Genomic DNA, 23,324 nt, shown 5'->3' with positions numbered 1-23,324 from the left:
CGGGCATGCTACTCCGATTCCCGTTTTCGACAAATATTGGTTGGCGTGCCGCCCGCGCGGGGCACGGCGGGGCAATTCCGGATCACAGGACGGCACGCATGATCCTCTCGTAGTCGCGCCCGGTGGCATGGCGCGGGTTGGTCCGGTTGGCCGGATCGGCGGCGGCGCCCTGGGCCGCGCGCGACAGCATGTGTTCCTCGATCCCGATGTCCGACAGGCGGCGCGGCAGGCCGATGCGCTGCGCAAGCGCGACCAGCCGCTCGCCGGGATCGGCGTCGGCGGGCAGGCCCAGTACCATCCGCACCAGCCCGAGGCGGTCGTGCACCGCCGGCGCGTTGAAGGCGAGCACCTCGGGCAGGAGCGCGCCGTGCAGGATACCCCGGCGGGAGCGGGCGATGGCTTCCAGCCCGTGGGCCGCCGCCGCGATGCCGCCGTGCCCCTTCTCCGACGCCAGCCCCGCGTTCAGGGCGGCGGCCAGCAGTTCACGCCGCGCGGACAGGTCCCTGCCGTCCTGCACGGCGGTTTCGAGCGAGAGCGCCGCGCGCCGCAGTCCGTCCAGCGCCATGCCGTCCGCCGGGGGATTGAAGGCGGTCCCCAGAAAGCATTCGAGACACTGGCAGAGCGTGTCCATGCCGGCTGCCGCCGTGGCCTCCGGGTCGGCGGAGGTGGTCAGCGTCGCATCGCAAAGGATCGCCACCGGCAGCGCCGCCTTGCGTCCTGGCCGCGCCGAAAGGCCCGGGTCGATGGGGCCGAGGCCCACGGTGTCCGTGCAGGTGGGGATGGTGATGACAGGCACCCGGTCCGACGCTGCGGTCCGGGCGAGGTTCAGGGCCGCCAGCCCGCCGAACCCTATAATCCCGTCGCAGCCCTCCTGTTCGAGGAGTTCGAGCGCGCGGGCCAGGTCCAGATCCGGCGCGATGTCCCCGGCGAAGTGGCTCGCGGTGCGTGTCTGGCAGGGCAGGGCGGCGTGGAGCCGGTCGAGCCCGTCGCCATGCGCCGCATCCCGGTCCGAGATCACCAGCAGATGGCGCAGGCCGTGACGCTCCATCTCTGCGGACAGCGCGTCCTCGAGCACGCGGTCGGCGAAATGGATGCGGGTGAGATAGGTGATGAGAGACACGGCGAGCCCGCTCCGAAGCCACGCGCGCCGCGGGGGCACCGGCCCCCTCGGGCGCAGCGCGGGGCCAGCAAGCGGCCCCGCGCGCGATTGCGCATCCGTGTCTTCGTCAACCGTCGCGCAGCGCTGCGCAATCGGGCGTGTCGCGGGACGGCAGACCCATCGCGCGGAATTCCTCCTCGGACAGGCCCAGCGTCTGGTTGACGTTGTCGGTACGCGACTTGAACTCGTTACGCAGACCACCCTGACCGTCATCCACGACTTCGTTGATGAACACCGAGCCGGTGGCCTGGCGGTTCTCGTTCAGGGTGACCGGACCGAGCGGCGTCTCGAGGGTCATGCTGGACAGCGCCTCCTTGAAGGCGGCCTGTCCGTCCGAGAGATCGCCGTCGACCTGGTTCAGCCCCTCGATGGCCGCGAGCGCCGCGACGTAGTAGCCGACGCCGAAGAGCGAGGGCGAGGGGAAGCGTTCACCTTCCGGGAAGGCGTCCTGGTAGGCCTTGACGTATTCCTGCCATGCCGGATCGGGGTTGTCGTCCGCCAGCGGGCCGGAGGTGGGCGTGCCGACGAGGGCCTCCTTGGCGCGGCCGCGCGAGGTCAGGACGGTCTGGTCCGCCATGATCGTGCCGCCGATCAGGTTGGTGTCGGCCCCGGCCTGGCTGTACTGGTTGAGGAAGTTGATCGCGTCCGTGCCGCCGACGCCGAGGTAGATGGCGTCCACGTCATCGGGCAGCGAGGCGATCACCCCGCCGAAGTCCGACGACCCCAGCGGCACCCAGAAGCGTTCGACGATGTCGCCGCCGGCGCTGCAGAAGTCCACCGCGAAGCCCAGGAAGTTGGTGTAGCCGAAGGAATAATCGGCGGCCACGGTGGCGACCCTGGTCCAGCCCTTCTCGTTCACCACGTAGGAGCCGAGCCCCGCGCCCCACTGTGCGCCGTCGAGGTTGAAGCGGAAGAAGTTCTCGGCCGGGTCGACCCAGGTGGTTTCCAGCGCGCCCGAGATGCCGTTGATGACGGTCTTGTCGGGGATGGTCTTGGCGTAGTCGCGCATGGCGATGCCCTCGGAGCCGGAAAGCGGGCCGAGGATGATGTCGACGCCGTCCTGCTCGATCAGCTTGCGCGCCTGCCGGACGGTGGTGTCGGGCGTGGTGTCGGTGGGGGCCACGACGGTTTCGATGGTCAGACCGCCCGCGGTGCCACCCGCCTGCTGGATCGCCAGCTCGACGTTGCGGATGCCGTCCGCGCCGCCTTCGGCGAAGGCGCCCTCGGTGGCGACAAGGATGCCGAACTTGACCGTGCCGTCCTGCGCCATGGCCATGGCCGGAAGCCAGAGTGCCAGCGCCGAAACGGAGGCCGTGAATGCCTTCTTCATGAGTATCCTCCCGTAAAAATCGGCAGGCGTCCGTATTATTGTTGTCGCCCCAACGCCTGCGTGCCGGGGGCTCCGGCAGCCGAATGAGGGTACGGCAGGGGGCGTTGCGGACAAACGCCCCACTGTTTCCCGGCATACCCGACCGTCTCTTTTTTGGGCGGCGCGGGAACGGGGCGTGGCCGGGCGGGCGCCTTCAGTCGCCGTTGCGCGGGTCGCGGAACTGCTTCAGGAGGCGGCCGACGGAGAAGGTCGTGCGCGGGGCATAGACGTAGCGGGTGCGGGTCGCGGCGGCCGGGCGGGCGCGCATCCGGACGAAACCGAAGATCACCAGCGCGGCGTGCCCGATCGCGATCAGGGCAAAAAGCGCGGGTGGCCCGAAACCCTCGATCAGGGCGGAGGCGACATAGGGCGCAGCGATGGCGCCGGTCGCGTACCAGAACATCAGCGCGGCCGAGAGCTCCACCCGCTTGTCGTCCTCGGCAAAGTCGTGCGCGTGGGCGGCGGCGATGGAATAGATCGGGTAGGTGGTCAGCCCGAAGACCGCCGCCGACAGCATGATGCCCCAGGCGGGCAGGTCGGTGACGGTGGCGGTGAACACGCAGGAGAGGATTGCCGCGACCGAGAGCCAGACCAGCACGGTGCGCCGGTCGAAGCGGTCGGCCAGCCAGCCCACCGGCAGCTGCGCCAGCGCGCCCCCGGCGACGAAGGCGGCAAGGAAGAAGGCGATCTGCGAGGGCGCAAGGCCCACCGCGGCGCCGTAGAGTGGTCCGACCATCCGGAAGGACGCGCCCGACAGCGCCGCCACCAGCACGCCAGCAACAGCGAGCGGCGAGTTGTGCCAGGCGAGCGAGGGCGTCAGGCGCGGGGCCGCGGCCACCACGGGCTGCGGGATGCGGGTCAGGGCCAGCGGCAGCAGCGCCGCACAGCAGACCATCGCCAGCAGCGTGTAGGAGACGTAATGCGCGGGCGGCAGGACGGAGATCACCAGCTGCGCCCCCAGCGCCGCGCCCAGGTCCGCGAGGCGGTAGGCCCCCATGGCGCGCCCCCGGTTGGCGTTGGTGACCTTGGCCTGCAGCCATGCCTCGATCACCGTGTAGGCGCCCGCCACGCACAGCCCCTGCGCCACGCGCAGCGCGCTCCACGCCCATGCGCTGTCGGTCAGCACGTGGCCGAGGATGCCCAGGGTGCCGAGCGCGGTGAAGGCGGCGAAGGCGCGGGCGTGGCCGACCTCTCCCATCAGGCGCGGCGCCCACCAGCAGCCGATGAAGAACCCGGCGAAATGCGCGGAGCCCAGAAGGCCGATCTGGGTGGTGGTGAACTTCAGCGCGATGCCCGAAAGCGCATCGAGCGGGCCGATGCCACCGGAGGAAAGCTGCAGCAGGATGACCGAGAAGAAGAGGGCGGTGAAGGACAAGGCGAGTTTCATGCGGCCCGGCAGACCATGCGGGGCGCGGGGGTGCGCGTCGGGAATCGACCTTGGATGTCGTTTTGGGACAAGTTCCGTTCACCGGCGGTTAACTGCTCCTGCCGCAGAGTGGGCCCCATGTCGCGCTATCGCCGCCTTCGGGTGCCCGGGGGCACCGCCTTTTTCACCGTCTGCCTCGCGGAGCGGGGCTCGGACCTCTTGGTGCGGGAGGTGGACCTTTTGCGGTGGGCGGTGGGCGCCACGCTGCGCGACTGGCCGGTGGAGGTGCTGGCCTGGGTCGTCCTGCCGGACCACATGCACGCGATCTGGCGGATGCCGGAGGGCGATTGTGGCTATTCCCGCCGGTGGGGCGCGATCAAGGGGCGGTTTTCCGTCGCGCTGAAGGAGGCGCGGGGGCAGGCGGCGCAAAGCCCCGCCCTACGGAGCAGTGCGCGCTTGCGGGACGGCGAGAGCGGTGTCTGGCAGCGGCGCTTCTGGGAGCATCACATCACCGGCCCACAGGACCTGTCGGCGCATATGGCCTTCTGCCGGAACGCGCCGGTGCGGGAGGGGCTTGTGTCACGGGCCGGCGACTGGCCCTACAGCAGCTTCGCGCGGGCGGAGGCACGGCAGGCGGCGCAGGCCGGTCCGGTTTCAGGCCCTTCTGTTCCGGGCAGGGCGACAGGCTAGGCGGCGGCCCGGCCGCGGCGCTTGCGGGCGGGAGCTTCGGCAGATGCGCGTTCGTGTCGCGTGCCGCCGGTCGGGTCCTCTCGGTTGGCTGGTCAGGCGGGCGGCTAGGGCCACGCGGCGGTGCAGCCTCTCCCGGCGATCCCGTGTCCTATGCCCCCGGCGTCGGGACGTCGCGGGCGGGCACCGGGGGCGCGACCTCCTGTAGGGCGGGGCTTTGCGCCGCCATACCCTCGGGCAGCAGGCGGTCGTTCTCCAGCCGCCAGACCTTCGGCGGCAGCATCCGGGCGCGCAGCCGCTCCAGCCGCCAGGCGTCGCGGCCGGGGGCATGGGCCGGGGCGCAATGCCAGCGTGTCTCGATCCCCGGGGCGCCGCCCGTGCCCGGCGTCAGCAGCAGCCCGAGCGGCATCGACAGCCCGGTCTCCGCCCCGGCCTCCGCCGCGAGGTGCAGGCGGCGCACGGGGGTCATGCCCGGCGGCTCGGCCAGTTCCGCCACCACGACGGGGGCCGCGCCGCTCTTCAGCGCCTCCTCCATCGTCCAGAGCAGGTCGGCGGGCCGTGCAGCGGTGACGAACAGCACCTCGCCGGGATCCATGAGGGCCGCCATGCCGCAGGCATCCGGCAGGTCCGCGCCGCGGCCGGGCGCGATCCAGATCAGCGGTGCCCCGGCCCGGGCCGCCAGCCGGAGCGCCAGCGTGCGCCGGGCCGGGCCGCAGATCTCGTGCACGCGGTTCAGCGGCAGCGCCACCTCCTCCCATAGGGTCAGGGCGGGGGGCGGCCGGTGCGGGCGGCGGGAGAGGAGGGCGCTGGCCATCATGCCGTCAGTCTACAATGTTCGCTCTTTGTTCTCAAGCCGTTCTCGGGCCCTCGCGGCCGCCTTGTCTTCCCCCGGCTGGGCGGGCATCCTGCGCGCAACCACGACGATTGCAGGACAGACGCGATGAAGATGAACCCGCTGGGCCGTTCCGGCCTGATGGTGAGCGAGCTTTGCCTCGGCACGATGACCTACGGCAACCAGACCCCGAAGGAGGATGCCCACGCCCAGATCGACTGCGCGCTGGATGCCGGCATCAACTTCATGGACACTGCGGAAATGTACCCGGTGAACCCGGTCCGCAAGGAAACCGTGGGCCTGACGGAGGCGGTGATCGGCGAGTGGTTCGAAAAGACCGGGCGGCGCGGCGACTGGATCCTCGCCACCAAGCACTCGGGCGAGGGCAGCCTCGCGCGCTACGGGGCGCCGATCTCGTCGGAGTCGATCCGGCAGACGCTGGAAGGCTCGCTGAAACGGCTGAAGACGGATTACGTCGACCTCTACCAGTTCCACTGGCCCAACCGCGGCAGCTACATGTTCCGCAAGAACTGGCAGTACGACCCGTCGCAGTCCGGCTGGACGAGAGAGCAGGTCGTGCAGGACATGGAGGACTGCCTGGGCGCGCTGCAGGCCGAGGTGGACCGCGGCACCATCCGCGCCTTCGGCCTGTCGAACGAAAGCGCCTGGGGCACGCAGATGTGGCTGGAGACGGCGGCGCGGACCGGCGGGCCGAAGGTGGTTTCGGTCCAGAACGAATATTCGCTGCTCTGCCGGCTGGCGGACACGGACCTGGCAGAACTGATGGCCTACGAGGACGTGGGCCTGCTGCCCTTCTCGCCCTTGGGTGCGGGTTTCCTGACCGGCAAGTACCAGGAGGGCCGGGTCCCCGAGGGGTCGCGCATGTCGCTCAACGAGACGATGGGCGGCCGCACCGGCGACCGGGTCTTCACGGCGGTGGACGCTTATCTCGAGGTCGCGCGGCGCTTCGGGCTCGACCCGGCGCGCATGGCGCTGGCCTGGTCGGCGCGACGACCCTTCGTGACCTCCTCGATCTTCGGCGCCACGACACTGGCGCAACTGGAAAGCCTTCTGCCCGCGGCGGACCTCGACCTGGACGAAGACGTGCTGCAGGCGCTCGACGAGATCCACAGGGCCCATCCGATGCCTTTCTGACGCACCGGGGGTGGCGGCGCTCCCGCGCGCCCACCCCGCCCCGCCACCACCGGCGCGGACCTCCGCGCGCGGAAACGGTGAAGAGGTCCCGGTCAGGTATTTGGACCAAGATGAAGGCCTGCGCGCGACTTTGCCTTCATCTTGGCAAAAATACCTGAACGGCCGTCGTGTCGGGCCAGCGGTGCGCCTGAGGTCCTGCCTGCAAGTTGGATTTGACTGGCTGGACATCTGGTCTGGCGAGCGTGCGGTGATGGTCAGCCAGCGATCCCGTCGCGCAGGCGGCGGAGGTGGTCCGGGATGTCCCGCGCCGTGATTTCCGCCTCCTTCACGAGGTGGTCGAAATGCGCGGTGAAGACCGCGATCCGGTCGCTGTCGCGGAAGGCGAGGTAGTTGCGGCCAAGGTAGAGGACCGCCAGCAGCGGGCCGAACACCGTCAGCGGCGCGGAATAGAGGCGGCGGGCATCGTAGAGCGTCACCCGCAGCCGCGGGTAGAGCGCCTCCGTCAGGTCGATCATCAGGTCGAGTTGTGCCCGTCTCAGGCCTGGCGCCAGCCCGGCGTAATACCCCGTGGCCCCGGCGAAGGCCTCGATCTCCGACATGGGAAGAGCGATCTCGTAGTCGGAATGCGAGGCGCGCATCCAGTTCAGCCGGTCGGTGGAGGCGTTGATCGCCTGTTCGGTCGTACGGCCCAGGTGCGGCGTGTATTCCCAGTTGAGCAGTGCCCGGGTCTTGAGCATGTCGGGCAGGGCCGGGGGCACGTAGCGGATCTTGTAGCCCTCCGCCTCGCGGTGCCACGCAAAGATCTGTTCGTCGACCAGCGCGCGGGGGGCCTCGGTCATCGTCAGCGAGGTGGCCAGCAGGTCGGCGGCGCGTTCGGGCCGCTCCGACAGCCCCAGGAGCCAGTCCGCCGAGACCCCGAGCGCCTGCGCGCAGCTGCCGACGAGGTGGGCGTTGGGCAGGCGGGCGCCTTCGTCCTTCAGGAGTTGTGATATCGTCGAGCGGTCGACGCCGATCGCGCGGGCCAGCGCGGTCTGGTTGGTTTCGGCCCTCTCCATGGCGCGCATCAGCCGGGAGCGGAGCAGGGCGGCACGGGCGCGCTTGTCGAGAATCTGCTGCATGGCGTGACAAATATCACGGAACGGGAAATTTGTGAACCATACACTGAATGGCCGGATGCGCGCGGCCGCGCTACCGCTGCTGACAGAAACAGTCGGGGGCAGGATGGGCAAGCGGGCGAGATACATGGATCGGTTGAATGTCCGGGAGTCGTTGAGAGCGGTGCGCGGGGGCGTTTCCACTGCCCGGTCATGGCAGGCACTGGCCCCCGCAACCGCCGCGGCATGTCCGGCGTGCCCTGTCCAACAATCTGACCATATCTGCCGGAGGTCTCATGCCTGAGGGCCTCATCCCGCGCCTCGCGGACCGGTTTCGTGGTGTCGAATGGCCGACGCTCGGCCTCCTTGCGGTCTGTTACGGGCTTTGGGCGCTCGGCACCACGGCCGCTGCCGAGGTCTGGCTGCCGCTGGGCATGGCGCTGGTCACGGCGACCACGGCGCTGCATTCCTCGCTGACGCATGAGATGCTGCACGGACATCCTTTCCGGTCCCGCGTCCTGAACGGCGCGCTGGTCTTTCCGGCGCTGACGCTGGTCGTGCCCTACCTGCGCTTCAAGGACACCCACCTGGCGCATCATCGCGATTCGATCCTGACCGATCCCTACGACGATCCCGAAAGCAATTACCTCGACCCGAAGGTCTGGGCGCGACTGCCTGCCGTGGTCCGCCGGGTGCTGCGCTGGAACAACACCCTTGCGGGACGGCTGACGATCGGACCGCTGCTGGGCACGGTGGCCTTCTTCACCTCCGACCTCGCGGCGTTGCGGCGCGGCGACCGGCGCGTCTGGCTAGGCTGGCTGCTGCATGTGCCGGCCGTCGCGGTCGTCCTGATCTGGATGGGCGTGGCCGGCCAGATGCCGTGGTGGGCCTTCGGGCTGTCGGTCTACGGCGCGCTGGCGATCCTGAAGATCCGGACCTTCCTCGAACATCGCGCCCACGAGGACGCGCGCGGCCGCACCGTGGTGATCGAGGACAGGGGGCCGCTCGCGCTGCTGTTCCTCAACAACAACCTGCACGTCGTGCACCACATGCACGCCATGGTCCCGTGGTACCGTCTGCCGCGCCTCTACCGCGAGAACCGCCAGCGCTACCTGAGCCGGAACGCCGGCTACCGCTATGCCTCCTACGCCGAGGTCTTCCGCCGCTACTTCTGGCGCGCCAAGGATCCGGTGCCGCACCCGCTCTGGCCGCGCTGAGGCTCTGGACGGCGCCCTGCGGACGGGGCATTGGTCGCGCATGGACTTGTGGATCCTCGCCACCCTTTCCGCGGCAACCTTTCAGACCGTGCGATTCATGCTGCAGAAGGTGCTGGCCGGCGGACGGCTGAGCGCCGTCGGCAGCACCTTTGCCCGTTTCGCCTACGCAAGCCCCGCCGGGCTGGTGGTGCTGGGGCTGGTGCTCTGGACACGCGGGCAGGCGCTGCCGCAGATCATGCCCGCCTTCTGGGGATGGGCGCTGTTCGGCGGGCTGGGGCAGATCCTCGCCACCGTCTTCGTGGTGATGACCTTCCGGACCCGCAACTTCGCGGTCGGCATCACCCTGAAGAAGACGGAGGTCATCCTGACCGCGCTCCTCGGTCTGGTCGTGCTGGGCGAGGCGCTGTCCCTCGCGGGCTGGCTGGGGATCTGCGTGGGGCTCGCGGGCGTGCTGCTGCTGTCGGGCACGCCGGAAATCGAGGGCAACCTCCTGCGGCAGCTCCGCAGCCCGGCGGTGCTCTACGGTCTGGGATCGGGGCTGTTCTTCGCCGTGGCGGGGGTCGGCTACCGCGCCGCGACGCTGTCGGTGGCGAGCGACGACCCGATTCTGCGCGCCGCCGTGGCGCTGGTCTGGGTCACCACCGGGCAGGCGCTGATCATGGCCGCCTGGCTGGCCTGGCGCGAACCGGGTGAGATTGCCCGCGTCTGGCAGGCGCGCGGGACCGCCGCCTGGCTTGGGGTGACCTCGGCGGCGGGATCGCTCAGCTGGTTCACCGCCTTCACTCTGCAGACCGCTGCCTACGTCTATGCGGTGGGGCAGGTGGAACTGATCCTGAGCCTCGCCGCCAGCGTGCTGTGGTTCCGTGAAAAGGTCAGCGCCCGCGAACTGCTGGGCATCGCCGTCCTCACCGCCTCAGTCGTGACGCTCGCGCTGGTCGCCTGACCGGCGCCCCTCCTTCATCTTGGCAACAATACCTCGGGGTCCGGGGCAGAGCCCCGGCCGCGTCCCACGCGCACCCAAGCCGGTACAATGCGCCCCCATCCGGACCCCGAATGCTTGAGATTTGCGTCACCCATCTATTTGTAATCCTGGACATGAGTGCCGCCCAGGGCGGTGTGCAGCGCGCCCATCTGATCCAGGTTCCAGCCGGAGGCCGGGCTGCGGGCATCGTGTCAAATCGCCGTGCCCGGCCGGGTGATGACCCCGTTGAGCGCAATGCCGGTGGTCCGGACCTCGCGCGTCGTATGGGGCTTGCCGGGCGCGGCAGACACCTCCGATCCGCGTCCGGGCCGCGCCGCACACGAGGGCTGATTTTCGGGCTTGCACATATCCGAGTGTTTTTGTAGGAATTGATCGACCCAGCCAGACGACGCTGTCCGCCAGGTCCGGAAAGGAGCCGCAACAGGCTCCGTGTTCAGGTCTGGAGGTGCGGTCATGGAAACCGGAAGTCAGCGATGCTTCGATGCAAAGCGCGGTACGCCCATCGGGGCACTGGGGCTGAAGCCCGCGGAATTCATCGTCCTCAACATTGCACGTCACTACTTCGGGGCGTTCTCGGACCCGGCGGAGCACGGCTGGTTGCAGGCCGCCTCCGACGCCTTGGCGTGTTTCGGTCCCGAGCGGGGGCCGCGCGCCGCGATGGCGGTGTTGTCCGCGGTTCAGTCGATGCGGCAGGCACGCGTATCGGTGTTCCGCTTCAACTCGGCGCGCTGTCCGCGCTGTTCGGCCTTCGTCAGCGATCATGAGCGGATGTTCCTGACCACCATGAGGGCCGTGGTGCGCGGCAACGAGGTCGCGGCGGCGGGACATGCGATGCTGTTGTGCGAAGGAAACGATCACTCCGGTTTCCTGCGCGCGCTGGCTGTTCTGGCCGATGACTGCGGACTGTTCGCGGGCGGCAATGGCGCCGCCCGCGCCGATCTTGTCGACGCCCCTCCTCACGCGGGGCTTTGACAGGCGCCCCTGTCGACGCGCCGGCGAGGTTCCCTCCCCGCCTGGGATCGGATCGACAGGGGCACATTTTTTGCAAGGGTCGCCAAAACGGCGAAGGCTTTGGCCACGACAAGCAGGACCGGACGAGGCCGGATTATCTCGTCCGAGGCCTGTCAGGCGCAGGGGCGGGCAGGATCCTGTCGGGCAGACGGGCAGCAGAAAAAGAAGAAGGGTCGGTCGCTGTCGACCGGCCCTTTCCGCATGTCGTGACGATCCGGCGTCAGAGCGTCGGGTAGATCGGGAACTTGGCGCAGAGGGCCGCGACCTTGGCCTTCACCTTGTCCTCGACCTCGCCGTTGCCGTCCTCACCGTTGGCGGCCAGCCCGTCGACCACCTCGATGATCCAGTCGGCGATCTGGCGGAACTCGGCCTCCATGAAGCCGCGCGTGGTGCCCGCCGGCGAACCCAGACGGATGCCGGAGGTGATCGTCGGCTTTTCCGGATCGAACGGCACACCGTTCTTGTTGCAGGTGATGTGGGCCCGGCCGAGCGCCTTCTCGGTGGCGTTGCCCTTCACTCCCTTGGGACGCAGGTCCACCAGCACGACGTGGGTGTCGGTGCCGTGGGTCACGGTGTCGAGGCCGCCCTTGATGAGCTGGTCCGACAGCGCCTGCGCGTTGGCGATGACGTTCTTCGCGTAGGTCTTGAACTCGGGGCGCAGCGCCTCGCCGAAGGCCACGGCCTTGGCGGCGATGACGTGCATCAGCGGACCGCCCTGGATACCCGGGAAGATCGCCGAGTTGACCTTCTTGGCGATGTCCTCGTCGTTCGTCAGGATCATGCCGCCGCGCGGGCCGCGCAGGGTCTTGTGCGTGGTGGTCGTCGCGACATGGGCGTGCGGGAACGGGCTCGGGTGCTCGCCCGCGGCCACGAGGCCCGCGAAGTGTGCCATGTCCACGTGCAGGTAGGCGCCGACCATGTCGGCGATCTCACGCATCTTCGCGAAGTCGATCTGGCGCGGGATGGCAGAGCCGCCGGCCACGATGATCTTCGGCTGGTGTTCCTTGGCAAGCGCCTCCACCTGGTCGTAGTCGAGACGGTTGTCCTGCTGGCGCACGCCGTACTGGATGGCGTTGAACCACTTGCCCGACTGGTTGGGCTTTGCGCCGTGGGTCAGGTGGCCGCCCGCGTCGAGCGACATGCCGAGGATGGTGTCGCCCGGCTTGATCAGCGCCTGGAACACGCCCTGGTTGGCCTGCGAACCGGAGTTCGGCTGGACGTTGGCGAATTCGCAGGAGAACAGCTGCTTGGCGCGCTCGATGGCCAGTTCCTCGGCCACGTCGACCCACTGGCATCCGCCGTAGTAGCGGCGGCCCGGGTAGCCCTCGGCGTACTTGTTGGTCATCACCGAGCCCTGCGCCTGCATGACGGCACGGGACACGATGTTCTCGGACGCGATCAGCTCGATCTCGTCGCGCTGGCGGCCGAGTTCGCCGGTGATCGAGGCAAAGAGCTCGGGATCGCGGGAGGAGAGGTCTTCGGTGAAGAAACCGTCGTCGCGGTGGGGGGCGTTCATGGCCGTGTCTCCTGTTGAGGGGTGGGCGTGCGTTGCGGGCGTCTTAAAGGAAAGCCGGACCGGGTCAAATACGGCAAAACGACTTAGTGTAATATTCTTGCGGCATCTCTGGTCCCCCACGGCAACTTGTGCTTCCATCCGCGCCAAGGGGGGCGTTCCGGAAACGTCGTCCCGGAACGGAGACCGGACGCCACATGACGCTACGCATCGCCTTCTGCGCATCCCGCGCGCCCATCGCGCAGGCGGCCCTGGCCGCGCTGACGCGGCGCTATGGCTGCCACGCAGAGCAGGGGGCGGACGTGATCGTGGCGCTTGGCGGCGACGGGTTCATGCTGCACACCATGCACCGCACGCAGGAAATCGCCGCGCCGGTCTACGGGATGAACCGCGGCACCGTGGGTTTCCTGATGAACGAATATTCCGAGCACGGGTTGGTCGAACGGCTGACCGCGGCGGAGGAGGCAGTCATCAACCCGCTGGGCATGCGCGCCCATTGCGCCGACGGCACGCGGCACATGGGACTGGCGATCAACGAGGTGTCGCTGCTGCGCGCCGGGCCGCAGGCGGCAAAGCTGAAGATCAGCGTGGACGGCAAAGTGCGCCTGCCGGAACTGGTCTGCGACGGCGCGCTGCTGGCGACGCCCGCGGGGTCGACGGCCTACAACTATTCCGCCCACGGGCCGATCCTGCCCATCGGCGCGGACGTGCTGGCGCTGACGGCCGTGGCGGCCTTCCGGCCGAGGCGCTGGCGCGGGGCGCTGCTGCCGAAGGCGGCAGAGGTCACCTTCGACGTGCTGGAGGCGGAGAAGCGCCCGGTCATGGCAGAGGCCGACAGCGTCGCCGTGCGCAACGTGGTGCAGGTGCACATCCGGTCGGAACCGGGCGTGGTCCACCGTGTGCTTTTCGACCCGGGCCACGGGCTGGAGGAACGGCTGATCCAGGAGCAGTTCGTCTGAGGTTGGTGCGGGGCGCGGGCCGTCGGGCGGCACTCTTTGCTGACGCAAAGGCGCCCGCCCGCCGACCCGACGGCCGCGCTTCCGGTGAGCGACGCTCAGACCCTCGGTCGGAAGGGGCGGGCAGGATGGATAGGTCCGCACCGGGAGCCACGTCCCTACCCAATGCGTGAGCGAAATTTCTCGCAATCCCGTGAAAGCTGATAGCCTGCCGCCAGCCCGCATTCCCTGCCGAGTCGGGGCGCGGGCCGAACGGGAGGTATGTCGATGAAGAGAACACATGCGCTGGCGCTGGCATTGGTCGCGGGGCAGGCGGGCGCGGACTGCGCCACGGACGAGGCGATTGCGGCCTACGTCAAGGATTACATGGCGAAAGTGCCGGCAGCGGCCCTCGTCCCGGACGGGTCGATGGAGGACGCCCGCTGCACGCAGGACAAGCTGATCGAGGCGCTGGTGCCGGAAATGGGCGAGATCGTGGGTTACAAGGCCGGCTTGACCTCGGGACCCGCGCAGGAGCGGTTCGGCGTGACGGAGCCAGTGGCCGGCGTGCTTTATGCCGACATGCTGCTGGAGGACGGCGCCTCCGTGCCGCTGACCTTCGGTGCGCGGCCGCTGTTCGAGGCGGACCTGATCCTCGTCATCGGCGACGACGCGATCAACGACGCCACCACGCCGGAAGAGGCGATGGCCCATATCTCGGCGGTGCAGCCCTTCATCGAACTGCCCGACCTTGTCTTCAAGGAAGGGGAGCCGATCAACGGGATCACCCTGACCGCCAACGGCGTGGCGCCGCGACTGGGCGTGCTGGGCGCGCCCATCCCGGTCGAAGACCCCGCCGCGATGCTGGAGGCGCTGGCCGCCATGCAGGTGACCGTCACGGACGCGGAGGGCACCGTGATGGCCGAGGCGCCGGGTGCGTCGGTGCTGGGCAACCCGGTGAACTCGGTGCTGTGGCTGATGTCCAAGGGCTACGCGATGAACGCGGGCGACCTCGTGTCGGTGGGCTCGATCGGGCCGCTCCTGCCGCCGGCCAAGGCGCTGGGGAAGGCGACGGTCAGCTACGCCGGCCTGCCGGGCGATCCGCAGGTCTCCGTCACCTTCAGGGAGTGACCGGCGCGCGGTCGGAGGCCGGGCCGCGAAAAAGCTGCCCGGCCATGAACCCCTGATTTACCCGGAGCATGGATAGTGCCTGCGACTCCCCTGCGCGGCGGCCGGATCGGTGTGCCCTGCGGCGGACGGTTACACATAGGGGGCAACATGTGTTTCGTGGCAGGATGCGGCGTCGCGACGCCGGGCGGCGTGCGGCCGGTTGAGACGATCGTGCAGGGCGACCTCGTGCTGACCCACGACGGGCGGGCGGAGCCGGTGCTCTGGGTCGGCCTGACGCGAGTCACATGGGCCGAGCAGATGGGCAATGCGCGCAAACGCCCGGTGCGGATCGGCAAGGACGCATTGGGCCCCGGCGTGCCGGAGCGGGCCGTCATGGTCTCTCCGCAGCACAGGGTGCTGGTGCGGTCGCCGCTGGTCGCCCGGGCGGCCAGAGGCGGGGAGGCGCTGGTGCCCGCACTGTCGCTCACCGCGTTGCCCGCGGTGCGGCAGATGCCCTCGCTGCCCGGTCTCGACTATGTCCACATTGCCTGCGCGCGCCATGTCCTGCTGCTGGCAGAGGGGGTCGCGGTGGAGACGGCGCTGCCCGAACCGCTGGCTTTGCAGGAGATGAGCCCCGCGCAGCGCGAGGCGCTGGTGGCGGCGGTGGGGCAGGCGGAACCGGGGTGGCCAGTGCTGAGCATGCGCAAGGCGGAGCGTGTGGTGGCGCGGTCGATGGCCCGCGGCGCGCCGCTTGTCGTTGCGGAACGCGGTACCGACCTGCGCCACAAGGCGTCCGGCTGACACCTGCGCGGCGGGTATGGGCGTTGCACCGCGCGCCCTTGCCTGCATGGCGCTGACCCGCCTTTGCCCGCAGCCAGGGCAAAGGCGCGCACCTTTTCGCGGGTATCTGTGTCGCAGGGGAACGGGGCTTGCTCGTCGCGGAAATGGTGCCATGTTGCGCAGCGATGGGGCCGCGTGGCCCGCGACCGACTTGAGGGCTGCGCATGGTGCACCAACTCTCCCGCCCGTTCGATGCGGAGAACGACATTCTTCTGGGCGAGGCCGGTGGCCGTGTCGAGATCACCTGGTACGTCGATTACACCTGTCCGCACACCCGCCGTATACGCGACATCCTGAGACGGTCGCCCGCCCGGTTCGGGCGCGACGGGGCTTCGGTCGCCGTCCGGTTCATCATTCCGCACAACGACGAGGACGGTGCAGCCATCGCCGCGCGGGCCGCCGTCGCCGCGCACCGGCAGGACCGGTTCTCCGACATGCACCGCGCGCTGTTCGATGCGCCGCCGGACTACTCCGTCGAAACGGTGGAGGAATTGGCGCGCGACCTCGACCTCGACATGAAGCGGTTCCGGGAGGACATGGCGGAGGCCGACGCCAAGCTGGAGGCCGACCGGGATTCGCTTGGCGACACCTCCGACCTGCACATGCCGCTGATCTTCATCGACGGACGCTTCTACGAAGGGGCGTGGGACGAGACCGCGCTGATCGAGGCCATCGAGCAGCCGCTGGGCGTGCGCCTGTCGCTGGCGGGCAACGACTTCTTCCACTGGGCGGCTTCGGCGGGCCTGGTGCTGATCCTCGCCACGCTGGCGGCGCTGGTGGTGGCCAACATCGGCTGGCACGACGCCTACGAGGAACTGCGCGAGACCGACTTCACCCTGATGTTCGGCGAGCGGAGTTTTGCCCTGCCGCTGGAGATGTGGGTCAACGACGGCCTGATGGCGCTGTTCTTCCTGCTGGTGGGAATCGAGATCAAGCGAGAGTTCGTCTTTGGCGAGCTCAGCGACCGCGACAGGGCGATCATGCCGATCATCGGGGCGCTCGGCGGGATGATCGTGCCCGCGCTGCTGTATACGACGGTCAATTTCGGCGGCGAGGCGGCGCATGGCTGGGGCGTGCCCATGGCGACCGACATCGCCTTCACGCTTGGGATCATGGCGCTTTTGGGGAACAAGGTGCCGACCTCGCTGAAGGTCTTCGTCTCGGCGCTGGCGATTGCCGACGACCTGGGCGCGATCCTCGTCATCGCGGTCTTCTATGGCGAGGGGTTCCACCTGACGCAGTTCCTGATCGCTTGCGGCGTCACGGGCGTGATGGCGGTGCTTGCGGTGGGGCGGGTCTACAACCGGATGCCCTACATGCTGCTGGGCGTGGTGCTGTGGTACTTCATCCACGAAAGCGGGCTGCACGCGACGCTGGCGGGCGTGATCACCGCGGCGGTCCTGCCGTCGCGGCGGCCGGCGGACGGGCGCAGCGTCGCCATGCAGGCCGTGGCCATCGTCGACGGCGAGGAAGACACGGAGAACATGAACGACTCTGCCGTGCGGCGGCTGCAGAACGCGGTCGACCGGCTGCGCGAACCGGGCTTCCACCTGCAGGAGGCGCTGGAGGCCTATTCGAACTTCATCATCCTGCCGCTCTTTGCCTTCTTCAACACCGGGCTGCTCATCATCGGGTCGAGCTTCTCTCCCTTTGCGCCGGAAAGCCTTGGGGTGATGCTGGGGCTCTACATCGGCAAACCGCTGGGGATCGTCGGCATCGTCTGGCTGGCGACGAAGCTGGGCATCGCCCGACTGTCGTCGGAGATCAGCTGGACACAGATGGTCGGGGCGGGCTTCCTCGCGGGGGTCGGCTTCACCATGTCGATCTTCATCAGTTCTGCCGCCTTTGAGGGCGGGCAGCTGGAAAGCGTGAAGCTGGCGGTGCTGATCACCTCGACCGCGGCGGCGATCACCGGGTCGCTGATCCTGTGGTTCGCGCCGAAGATCGGCGGCAAGGCGGAATGACAAAGGCCCGGCGCTTGGCCAGGCCTTCTTTCCATCCGTTCGATGCGCCGCGTTACTTGGCGTAGCCGAGGGTCTGCAGCGCTTCCCTGATCTCATCGAGGATGGCGGGATCGTCGATGGTGGCGGGCGTCTTGAACTCTTCGTTGTCGGCGATCTTGACCATCGTCGCGCGGAGGATCTTGCCGGAGCGGGTCTTGGGCAGGCGGTCGACCACGCAGGCCAGCTTGAACGCCGCCACCGGGCCGATCTGGTCGCGCACCAGCTTCACGCATTCCTTCACGATTTCCTCGTGCGGGCGGTTCACGCCCGACGACAGGCACAGGAAACCCAGCGGCAACTGTCCCTTTAGATCGTCGGTCACGCCGATCACCGCGCATTCGGCCACGTCCGGGTGGCTGGCGAGGACCTCTTCCATGCCGCCGGTGGACAGGCGGTGGCCCGCGACGTTGATGACGTCATCGGTGCGCGCCATGATGTAGACATAGCCGTCGTCGTCGATCATGCCCGCGTCGCCGGTCTCGTAATATCCCGGGAAGTGGTCGAGGTAGGCCTTGCGGAACCGCGGCTCGGCGTTCCAGAGCGTCGGCAGCGTGCCCGGGGGCAGCGGCAGCTTCACCGCGATGGCGCCCAGTTCGCCCTTGGGCATCGGGTGCCCGGCCTCGTCGAGGATGTGAATCTCGTACCCCGGCATCGGCACGGCGGGAGAGCCGAGCTTCGTCGGCAGTTCCTCGATGCCCAGCGGGTTGCCCGCGATGCACCAGCCGGTTTCGGTCTGCCACCAGTGGTCGATCACCGGGACCTTCAGCTGCTCCTGCGCCCATTCGATGGTGGCCGGATCGGCGCGTTCGCCCGCAAGGTACACGGCGCGCAGGCCGGAGAGGTCGTACTTGCCGACGTATTCGCCCTTCGGATCCTCGCGCTTCACCGCTCGGAATGCGGTGGGGGCGGTGAAGAAGCTCTTGACCTTGTGCTCGGAGATGACGCGCCAGAAGGTTCCGGCGTCCGGGGTGCCCACGGGCTTGCCCTCGAAGACGATGGTGGTGTTGCCGTGGATCAGGGGGCCGTAGCAGATGTAGCTGTGGCCCACGACCCAGCCCACGTCCGAGGCGGCCCAGAACACGTCGCCGGGATCGACGTTGTAGAGGTTCTTCATCGACCAGTTCAGCGCCACGAGGTGCCCGCCGGTGTGGCGCACGACGCCCTTCGGCTGGCCGGTGGTGCCGGAGGTGTAGAGGATATAGGCCGGGTGGTTGCCCTCCACCGGGACGCATTCGGCGGGCTGCACGCCGTACTGGAAGCCGTGCCAGTTGTAGTCGCGCCCTTCGACCAGCGCCGCCACTTCCTGTTCGCGCTGGAAGATCACGCAGAAGTCGGGCTTGTGCTTCGCCTGGTCGATGGCGGAATCCAGCAGCGGCTTGTAGTGCACGACGCGGCCCGGCTCCATCCCGCAGGAGGCAGCGATGATCGCCTTGGGCTGCGCGTCGTCGATGCGGACGGCCAGCTCGTGCGCCGCAAAGCCGCCGAACACCACGGAGTGGATCGCGCCGAGCCGCGCACAGGCCAGCATCGCCTCCAGCGCCTCGGGGATCATCGGCATGTAGATGATGACGCGGTCGCCCTTCTCGATCCCCTTGGCGCGCAGCGCGCCGGCCAGCATGGCGACGCGGTTGCGCAGCTCGACGTAGGAGATCTCCCGCTTGGTATGGGTGATCGGGCTGTCGTAGATGATCGCGGTCTGTTCGCCGCGGCCCTGTTCGACGTGCCGGTCGACCGCGTTCCAGCAGGTGTTGACCATGCCGTCCGCGAACCATTCGTACAGGTTGTCGCCCTTGTCGAAGAGGGCCTTGGAGGGCTTCTGCGTCCAGTCGATGGCCTCTGCGGCCTCCATCCAGAATGCCTCCGGGTCGGCTTTCCAACCCTGGTAAACCTCGTTGTAGCCCATGGTGTCCTCCTCTCGGGTCTCCCTCTTGCATAGCGGCTTAGGCGGCAGGCGGCCTTTCAGGCAAGACTGTTGGCGTCGGTCAGGACAGATTACCGCAGAGACTTTGCGATTCTCGCGTGTTTGACCCTGCAAATATTTGCAAAACCGCGGAAAACAGACAGGTTTCCTGCGAAGATTTCCTGAGTTTGCAAATCTTGGGGCGGGCGGGTGCAAAGTTGCTGAGTCGGTCGGACGGACGCTTGACCGGGCGCGCGGCCCGTGGCCTCCTCCGGTCATGAGAGCAGTTAAGACAGGTTTGGCCACGCGGGTGGCGGTGGTGGCTCTGGCTCTGGCCCATGCGGCGGGCGGGGCGCAGGCGGACTGGACATACCAGGCGGGACCGGAAGAGGGGCGGCACGCGGGTTTTGTCTGTGCGGAGGGCACGGGGGAGCGGTCGGGTGAACGGCTGTGCTTCGGGCTGTCGTGCAACGCGGGCGGCGCACTGGCCTTCGGGATGAGCGCCGAGGGCGCCGCCGACCTGCTGGCGCGCTCGGAGGTCGACGTGCAGATCTTTGCCGGGCCGCGCGTGCTGGCGCCCCTGAGGTTCCACACCATCGGGCTGGGCACCTTCGAAGCCCCGCTGGAAGAGGCGCATCTGCCCGGGCTCGAACGGCTGAAGGCGGGCGCCCGGATGGAACTGCGCTACTGGGAGGCCTACGACGCGCCGCCGGCGGTCTGGAGCTTTCCGCTGACCGGGTCGCGCACCACCATCGAGACACTGGAACAGGTCTGCCCGATGCCCGACTTCGCCGCGCAGGAAAGGGCGGCGCGCACCGTCGCCGATCCGGGCGCACAGGTGCTGGCCGACATGCGCGAAGCCTGCGCCGTCCTTGGCGGAGAGGTCACGGTCGGCGCGGACTATGCCACGCCCATCGACCTCGACGGGTCAGGGGCGGAGGACCTGGCGCTGAATCACGGCGCGCTGTCCTGTTCCGCGGCCGAGGATCTGGTCTGCGGACCGGCGGGGTGCCTGCGGTCGGTCTGGCAGGCGCAGGAGGACGGGCAGTTCCTGCGCGTCTTCCTGAACACCGCGCAGGGCATTGCCGCCGAGGCACCGGGCAGCCTGCGCTTCACCTTCTCGGGGTCGCTGTGCGGGCGCGTCGGCGCGGGACCCTGTGAACAGGTCTGGTCGCTGCAGGATGGAGAGATGGCGCCCGTGGAATGATCCCGGAACGTTGCCGGGTCAGGAGCAGGGGTGCTGGGTGACGTAGGCGGCGTAGATCCAGCCGTCGATCAGGATGCCTGCCTTGTCCGCCCTGACCTTCAGCCAGTTGCCGTCCAGGTCGTATGCATAGACCAGTTGGCCGTCGAAGAGCTTTTCCTTCATGGCGCTGTCGGTGGTGTGCGAGTGGCGCACGGCCAGCCATTTGTCCTGTGTTCGGGCGACGTTCACCGTTCCGCAGATAAAGGCGCCGCGGGTCAGGTCCACCCGGTCGCCGGTCGTCGCCTTGCTTTGTTCGGGGGCGGCGACGATGATCAGGACGGTGAGCGAGGCCGCCACGAATACCAGAAAGACACCGACCTGAACGATGGGCGTGTTGTCCCGGAACAGCAGGTAAATCAGGACGAACATGCAGGCGACGATCAGAGCGGACAGCTTCCAATTGTCAGTCACGGCGTCAACCACCGCGGGAAGTAACTTCAGCAGGTCGTACATGGCAAGACGGCCCTGTGGAAACACGAAATGAAACGACGACAGCATACTCCGGGCTGTCTTGGGGTCAACCGTTGCGTGTTCCCGCAGGGGGTGTTCAGCTGTAGTGCTGCACCGGAGTTCCGGCAATCGCGGCCATGTTCAGAAGGCCGCGGGGCGTGATCGCGGGCGTCACGATGTGCGCGCGGTTGCCCATGCCCATCAGGATCGGCCCGACCTCGAGCGCGCCGGCCTTCATCTTGAGGATGTTGCGCACGGCAGAGGCGGCGTCGGCCTGTCCGAAGACCAGCACGTTGGCGCTGCCCTGCATCCGGTTTCCGGGCAGCAGGCGGTCGCGCAACTCGGGGTCGAGCGCGGCGTCGACGTTCATCTCGCCCTCGTAGCAGAAGTCGCATTCGCGGGCGTCGAGGATCTCCAGCGCCTCGCGCAGGCGGGGGCCGGAGCCCTCGGTCTGGTTGCCGAAGGACGACTGCGAACAGAGCGCGATGTTCGGTTTCAGGCCAAAGCGGCGGACGTGGCGCGCGGCCCCGATGGCCGAAAGGGCAAGCTGATCCGGGGTCGGTATCGGATGGACGTGGGTGTCGGCGATGAACAGCGGCCCGTCCTCGAGAATCATCAGCGAGAGCGCGCCCTGCGGATGCAGGTGCTTGTTTCCCAGGACCTGCCGGATGTAGTTCAGGTGCCAGCTGTATTCGCCGAAGGTGCCGCAGATCATCGAGTCCGCCTCGTCGCGGTGCACCATGATCGCCGCGATGGCGGTGGTGTTGGTGCGCATGATCGCGCGGGCGAGGTCGGGCGTCACGCCGCGCCGCGACATGATCTGGTGATAGGTCTCCCAGTAGTCGCGGTAGCGCGGATCGTTTTCCGGGTTCACGACGTGGAAGTCCTGATCGGGCCGGATCTTCAGGCCGTAGCGTTCGCAGCGGGCCTGCATGACCTCGGGCCGCCCGATGAGGATCGGCGTCTCGGTCGTCTCTTCCATGATCGCCTGCGCGGCGCGCAGCACGCGCTCGTCCTCGCCCTCGGCAAAGACGATCCGGCGGGAGGCGGTCAGCGCGGCCTCGAACACCGGGCGCATCAGCAGGGCCGACTTGTAGACCGACGCATCGAGGCGCCGCTTGTAGGCGTGGATGTCGTCCATCGGGCGCGTCGCCACGCCGGATTCCATCGCGGCCTTGGCCACCGCGGTCGACACGACGCCGGACAGGCGCGGGTCGAAGGGTTTGGGGATCAGGTAGTCGGCGCCGAAGGTCAGCTGCTCGCCCCGGTAGGCGGCGGCGGCCTCGGCGCTGGTGGTGGCGCGGGCGAGGGCGGCGATACCCTCGACGCAGGCGATCTCCATCTCGTCGTTGATCGTCGTGGCGCCCACGTCCAGCGCCCCCCGGAAGATGAACGGGAAGCACAGCACGTTGTTCACCTGGTTGGGGAAGTCGCTGCGGCCGGTGGCGATGATCGCGTCTGGTTTTGCCTCGCGGGCGAGGTCGGGCATGATCTCGGGCGTCGGGTTGGCAAGGGCGAAGATGATCGGCTTGTCCGACATCCGTGCCACGTGTTCCGGCTTCAGCACGCCGGGGCCGGAGAGCCCGAGGAACAGGTCCGCGCCGTCGATCACGTCGTCCAGCACGCGCAGGTCTGAGGGCTGGGCGAACTCCGCCTTCTGCGGGTTCATGTCCTCGGCCCGGCCCTCGTAGACCAGCCCGTGAATGTCGCAGAGCCAGACATTCTCGCGCTTGACGCCCAGCTTCAGCAGCATGTTCAGGCAGGCGATGCCCGCCGCGCCGCCGCCGGTGGAAACGACCTTGATGTCTTCGAAGGCCTTGCCCGCGACGTGCAGAGCGTTGGTGGCCGCCGCGCCGACAACGATGGCCGTGCCGTGCTGGTCGTCATGGAAGACGGGGATGTTCATCCGCTCGCGGCAGATCCTCTCGACGATGAAGCAGTCCGGCGCCTTGATGTCCTCGAGGTTGATGGCGCCGAAGGTCGGTTCCAGCGCGCAGACGATGTCGGCCAGCTTCTCGGGGTCGGGTTCGTTCACCTCGATGTCGAAGCAGTCGATGTTGGCGAACTTCTTGAAGAGGACGGCCTTGCCTTCCATCACCGGCTTCGAGGCCAGCGCACCGATGTTGCCCAGACCCAGGACCGCCGTTCCGTTCGAGACCACCGCCACGAGGTTGCCGCGCGTGGTGTAGCGGGCGGCGTTGGCCGGATCGGCCTTGATCTCGAGGCAGGCCTCGGCGACGCCGGGCGAATACGCGCGTGAGAGGTCGCGCCCGTTGGCCAGCGGTTTCGTCGCACGGATCTCGAGTTTCCCGGGTTTGGGGTTCTCATGGTAGAACAGAGCCGCGTCGCGCAGGGTCTCCTTGGCGGTGTCGTGCTTTGAATCGCTCATCGGACGGCCTCCTCTCAATATTGGTTCAGCGTTAAACCAATGTCTCGCGCGATAGGTCTTGTGGCA

19 protein-coding genes are annotated in these 23,324 nt (G+C 68.4%); 10 read left to right on the top strand and 9 right to left on the bottom strand.

From position 1 onward, the window contains the following. Positions 1-82: 82 nt before the first annotated feature. From CDO87_RS05835 to CDO87_RS05825, 3 genes are all read right to left on the bottom strand, one after another. A complete protein-coding gene (locus CDO87_RS05835; protein ID WP_157814930.1) occupies positions 83-1,120 on the bottom strand; it encodes an iron-containing alcohol dehydrogenase in 1,038 nt (345 codons plus the stop codon). A gap of 106 nt (positions 1,121-1,226) precedes the next feature. Further along, a complete protein-coding gene (locus CDO87_RS05830; protein WP_100927904.1) occupies positions 1,227-2,489 on the bottom strand; it encodes an ABC transporter substrate-binding protein in 1,263 nt (420 codons plus the stop codon). 193 nt (positions 2,490-2,682) lie between these two features. Further along, positions 2,683-3,915: an MFS transporter gene (locus CDO87_RS05825; protein ID WP_100927903.1), complete on the bottom strand. Its 1,233-nt coding sequence runs from the start codon at positions 3,913-3,915 to the stop codon at positions 2,683-2,685. Between the two features lie 117 nt (positions 3,916-4,032). On the opposite strand from CDO87_RS05825, the gene CDO87_RS05820 reads away from it, so the two are divergent. Next, on the top strand, positions 4,033-4,584 hold the full coding sequence (locus CDO87_RS05820) for an REP-associated tyrosine transposase (RefSeq protein ID WP_198521826.1): 552 nt from the start codon (positions 4,033-4,035) through the stop codon (positions 4,582-4,584). A 148-nt stretch (positions 4,585-4,732) separates the two neighbouring features. On the opposite strand, the gene CDO87_RS05815 is transcribed toward CDO87_RS05820, so the two are convergent. Further along, complete coding sequence (locus tag CDO87_RS05815; RefSeq protein WP_254698350.1) at positions 4,733-5,395, bottom strand: ImuA family protein; 663 nt, start codon at positions 5,393-5,395, stop codon at positions 4,733-4,735. A gap of 126 nt (positions 5,396-5,521) precedes the next feature. Between CDO87_RS05815 and CDO87_RS05810 the strand changes: the two genes are divergently transcribed. Next, positions 5,522-6,568 carry an aldo/keto reductase gene (locus CDO87_RS05810; protein WP_100927901.1) on the top strand — a complete coding sequence of 349 codons (1,047 nt, stop codon included), beginning with the start codon at positions 5,522-5,524 and terminating at the stop codon, positions 6,566-6,568. 254 nt (positions 6,569-6,822) lie between these two features. Here CDO87_RS05810 and CDO87_RS05805 read toward each other — a convergent pair whose 3' ends face one another. Next, a complete protein-coding gene (locus tag CDO87_RS05805) occupies positions 6,823-7,686 on the bottom strand; it encodes a helix-turn-helix domain-containing protein (RefSeq protein WP_100927900.1) in 864 nt (287 codons plus the stop codon). A gap of 272 nt (positions 7,687-7,958) precedes the next feature. On the opposite strand from CDO87_RS05805, the gene CDO87_RS05800 reads away from it, so the two are divergent. The 3 genes from CDO87_RS05800 (at position 7,959) to CDO87_RS05790 (ending at position 10,833) form a co-directional block, all read left to right on the top strand. Continuing rightward, the gene (locus tag CDO87_RS05800) at positions 7,959-8,879 is read left to right on the top strand and encodes a fatty acid desaturase (RefSeq protein WP_100927899.1); all 921 of its coding nucleotides are present in this window, start codon (positions 7,959-7,961) and stop codon (positions 8,877-8,879) included. A gap of 40 nt (positions 8,880-8,919) precedes the next feature. Further along, positions 8,920-9,822, top strand: a complete 903-nt coding sequence (locus CDO87_RS05795; protein ID WP_100927898.1) for a DMT family transporter — start codon at positions 8,920-8,922, stop codon at positions 9,820-9,822. Between the two features lie 492 nt (positions 9,823-10,314). Continuing rightward, positions 10,315-10,833 (top strand): hypothetical protein, encoded by a 519-nt coding sequence (locus CDO87_RS05790; RefSeq protein ID WP_100927897.1) that lies wholly within the window; start codon positions 10,315-10,317, stop codon positions 10,831-10,833. A 259-nt stretch (positions 10,834-11,092) separates the two neighbouring features. Here the strand turns inward: CDO87_RS05790 and glyA are convergent, their stop codons facing one another. After that, on the bottom strand, positions 11,093-12,388 hold the full coding sequence (gene glyA / locus CDO87_RS05785) for a serine hydroxymethyltransferase (protein WP_100927896.1): 1,296 nt from the start codon (positions 12,386-12,388) through the stop codon (positions 11,093-11,095). 194 nt (positions 12,389-12,582) lie between these two features. On the opposite strand from glyA, the gene CDO87_RS05780 reads away from it, so the two are divergent. From CDO87_RS05780 to nhaA, 4 genes are all read left to right on the top strand, one after another. Further along, positions 12,583-13,344: an NAD kinase gene (locus CDO87_RS05780; protein WP_100927895.1), complete on the top strand. Its 762-nt coding sequence runs from the start codon at positions 12,583-12,585 to the stop codon at positions 13,342-13,344. Positions 13,345-13,608: 264 nt separating this feature from the next. Next, positions 13,609-14,451 carry a 2-keto-4-pentenoate hydratase gene (locus tag CDO87_RS05775; protein WP_100930851.1) on the top strand — a complete coding sequence of 281 codons (843 nt, stop codon included), beginning with the start codon at positions 13,609-13,611 and terminating at the stop codon, positions 14,449-14,451. A gap of 147 nt (positions 14,452-14,598) precedes the next feature. Further along, positions 14,599-15,231 carry a Hint domain-containing protein gene (locus CDO87_RS05770; protein WP_100927894.1) on the top strand — a complete coding sequence of 211 codons (633 nt, stop codon included), beginning with the start codon at positions 14,599-14,601 and terminating at the stop codon, positions 15,229-15,231. Between the two features lie 203 nt (positions 15,232-15,434). After that, a complete protein-coding gene (gene nhaA / locus CDO87_RS05765; protein ID WP_100927893.1) occupies positions 15,435-17,234 on the top strand; it encodes a Na+/H+ antiporter NhaA in 1,800 nt (599 codons plus the stop codon). Between the two features lie 52 nt (positions 17,235-17,286). On the opposite strand, the gene prpE is transcribed toward nhaA, so the two are convergent. After that, on the bottom strand, positions 17,287-19,176 hold the full coding sequence (prpE, locus tag CDO87_RS05760; protein ID WP_100927892.1) for a propionate-CoA ligase PrpE: 1,890 nt from the start codon (positions 19,174-19,176) through the stop codon (positions 17,287-17,289). Positions 19,177-19,492: 316 nt separating this feature from the next. Here prpE and CDO87_RS05755 point away from each other — a divergent pair, with 316 nt between their 5' ends. Further along, positions 19,493-20,380: a hypothetical protein gene (locus CDO87_RS05755; protein WP_157814929.1), complete on the top strand. Its 888-nt coding sequence runs from the start codon at positions 19,493-19,495 to the stop codon at positions 20,378-20,380. A gap of 18 nt (positions 20,381-20,398) precedes the next feature. On the opposite strand, the gene CDO87_RS05750 is transcribed toward CDO87_RS05755, so the two are convergent. Both CDO87_RS05750 and CDO87_RS05745 read right to left on the bottom strand, forming a co-directional pair. Continuing rightward, entirely contained in the window at positions 20,399-20,830 is a 432-nt protein-coding gene (locus tag CDO87_RS05750; protein WP_157814928.1) for a hypothetical protein, read from the bottom strand. Between the two features lie 136 nt (positions 20,831-20,966). Continuing rightward, positions 20,967-23,258, bottom strand: coding sequence for an NADP-dependent malic enzyme (locus tag CDO87_RS05745; protein ID WP_100927889.1), 2,292 nt, complete (start codon positions 23,256-23,258; stop codon positions 20,967-20,969). Between the last annotated feature and the right edge of the window lie 66 nt (positions 23,259-23,324).

The organism is Sagittula sp. P11 (genome assembly GCF_002814095.1).
Classification (GTDB): domain Bacteria; phylum Pseudomonadota; class Alphaproteobacteria; order Rhodobacterales; family Rhodobacteraceae; genus Sagittula.
The sequence above is the reverse complement of the archived record's forward strand: the minus strand, read 5'-3'. Positions and strand labels throughout refer to the sequence as shown.

Coding starts and splice junctions, on each gene's coding strand:
- CDO87_RS05825 (WP_100927903.1), bottom strand. CDS start 3,915: ATGAAACTCGCCTTGTCCTTCACCGCCCTCTTCTTCTCGGTCATCCTG.
- prpE (WP_100927892.1), bottom strand. CDS start 19,176: ATGGGCTACAACGAGGTTTACCAGGGTTGGAAAGCCGACCCGGAGGCA.
- CDO87_RS05830 (WP_100927904.1), bottom strand. CDS start 2,489: ATGAAGAAGGCATTCACGGCCTCCGTTTCGGCGCTGGCACTCTGGCTT.
- CDO87_RS05805 (WP_100927900.1), bottom strand. CDS start 7,686: ATGCAGCAGATTCTCGACAAGCGCGCCCGTGCCGCCCTGCTCCGCTCC.
- CDO87_RS05815 (WP_254698350.1), bottom strand. CDS start 5,395: ATGGCCAGCGCCCTCCTCTCCCGCCGCCCGCACCGGCCGCCCCCCGCC.
- CDO87_RS05795 (WP_100927898.1), top strand. CDS start 8,920: ATGGACTTGTGGATCCTCGCCACCCTTTCCGCGGCAACCTTTCAGACC.
- CDO87_RS05810 (WP_100927901.1), top strand. CDS start 5,522: ATGAAGATGAACCCGCTGGGCCGTTCCGGCCTGATGGTGAGCGAGCTT.
- CDO87_RS05780 (WP_100927895.1), top strand. CDS start 12,583: ATGACGCTACGCATCGCCTTCTGCGCATCCCGCGCGCCCATCGCGCAG.
- glyA (WP_100927896.1), bottom strand. CDS start 12,388: ATGAACGCCCCCCACCGCGACGACGGTTTCTTCACCGAAGACCTCTCC.
- nhaA (WP_100927893.1), top strand. CDS start 15,435: ATGGTGCACCAACTCTCCCGCCCGTTCGATGCGGAGAACGACATTCTT.
- CDO87_RS05820 (WP_198521826.1), top strand. CDS start 4,033: ATGTCGCGCTATCGCCGCCTTCGGGTGCCCGGGGGCACCGCCTTTTTC.
- CDO87_RS05775 (WP_100930851.1), top strand. CDS start 13,609: ATGAAGAGAACACATGCGCTGGCGCTGGCATTGGTCGCGGGGCAGGCG.
- CDO87_RS05800 (WP_100927899.1), top strand. CDS start 7,959: ATGCCTGAGGGCCTCATCCCGCGCCTCGCGGACCGGTTTCGTGGTGTC.
- CDO87_RS05790 (WP_100927897.1), top strand. CDS start 10,315: ATGGAAACCGGAAGTCAGCGATGCTTCGATGCAAAGCGCGGTACGCCC.
- CDO87_RS05770 (WP_100927894.1), top strand. CDS start 14,599: ATGTGTTTCGTGGCAGGATGCGGCGTCGCGACGCCGGGCGGCGTGCGG.
- CDO87_RS05745 (WP_100927889.1), bottom strand. CDS start 23,258: ATGAGCGATTCAAAGCACGACACCGCCAAGGAGACCCTGCGCGACGCG.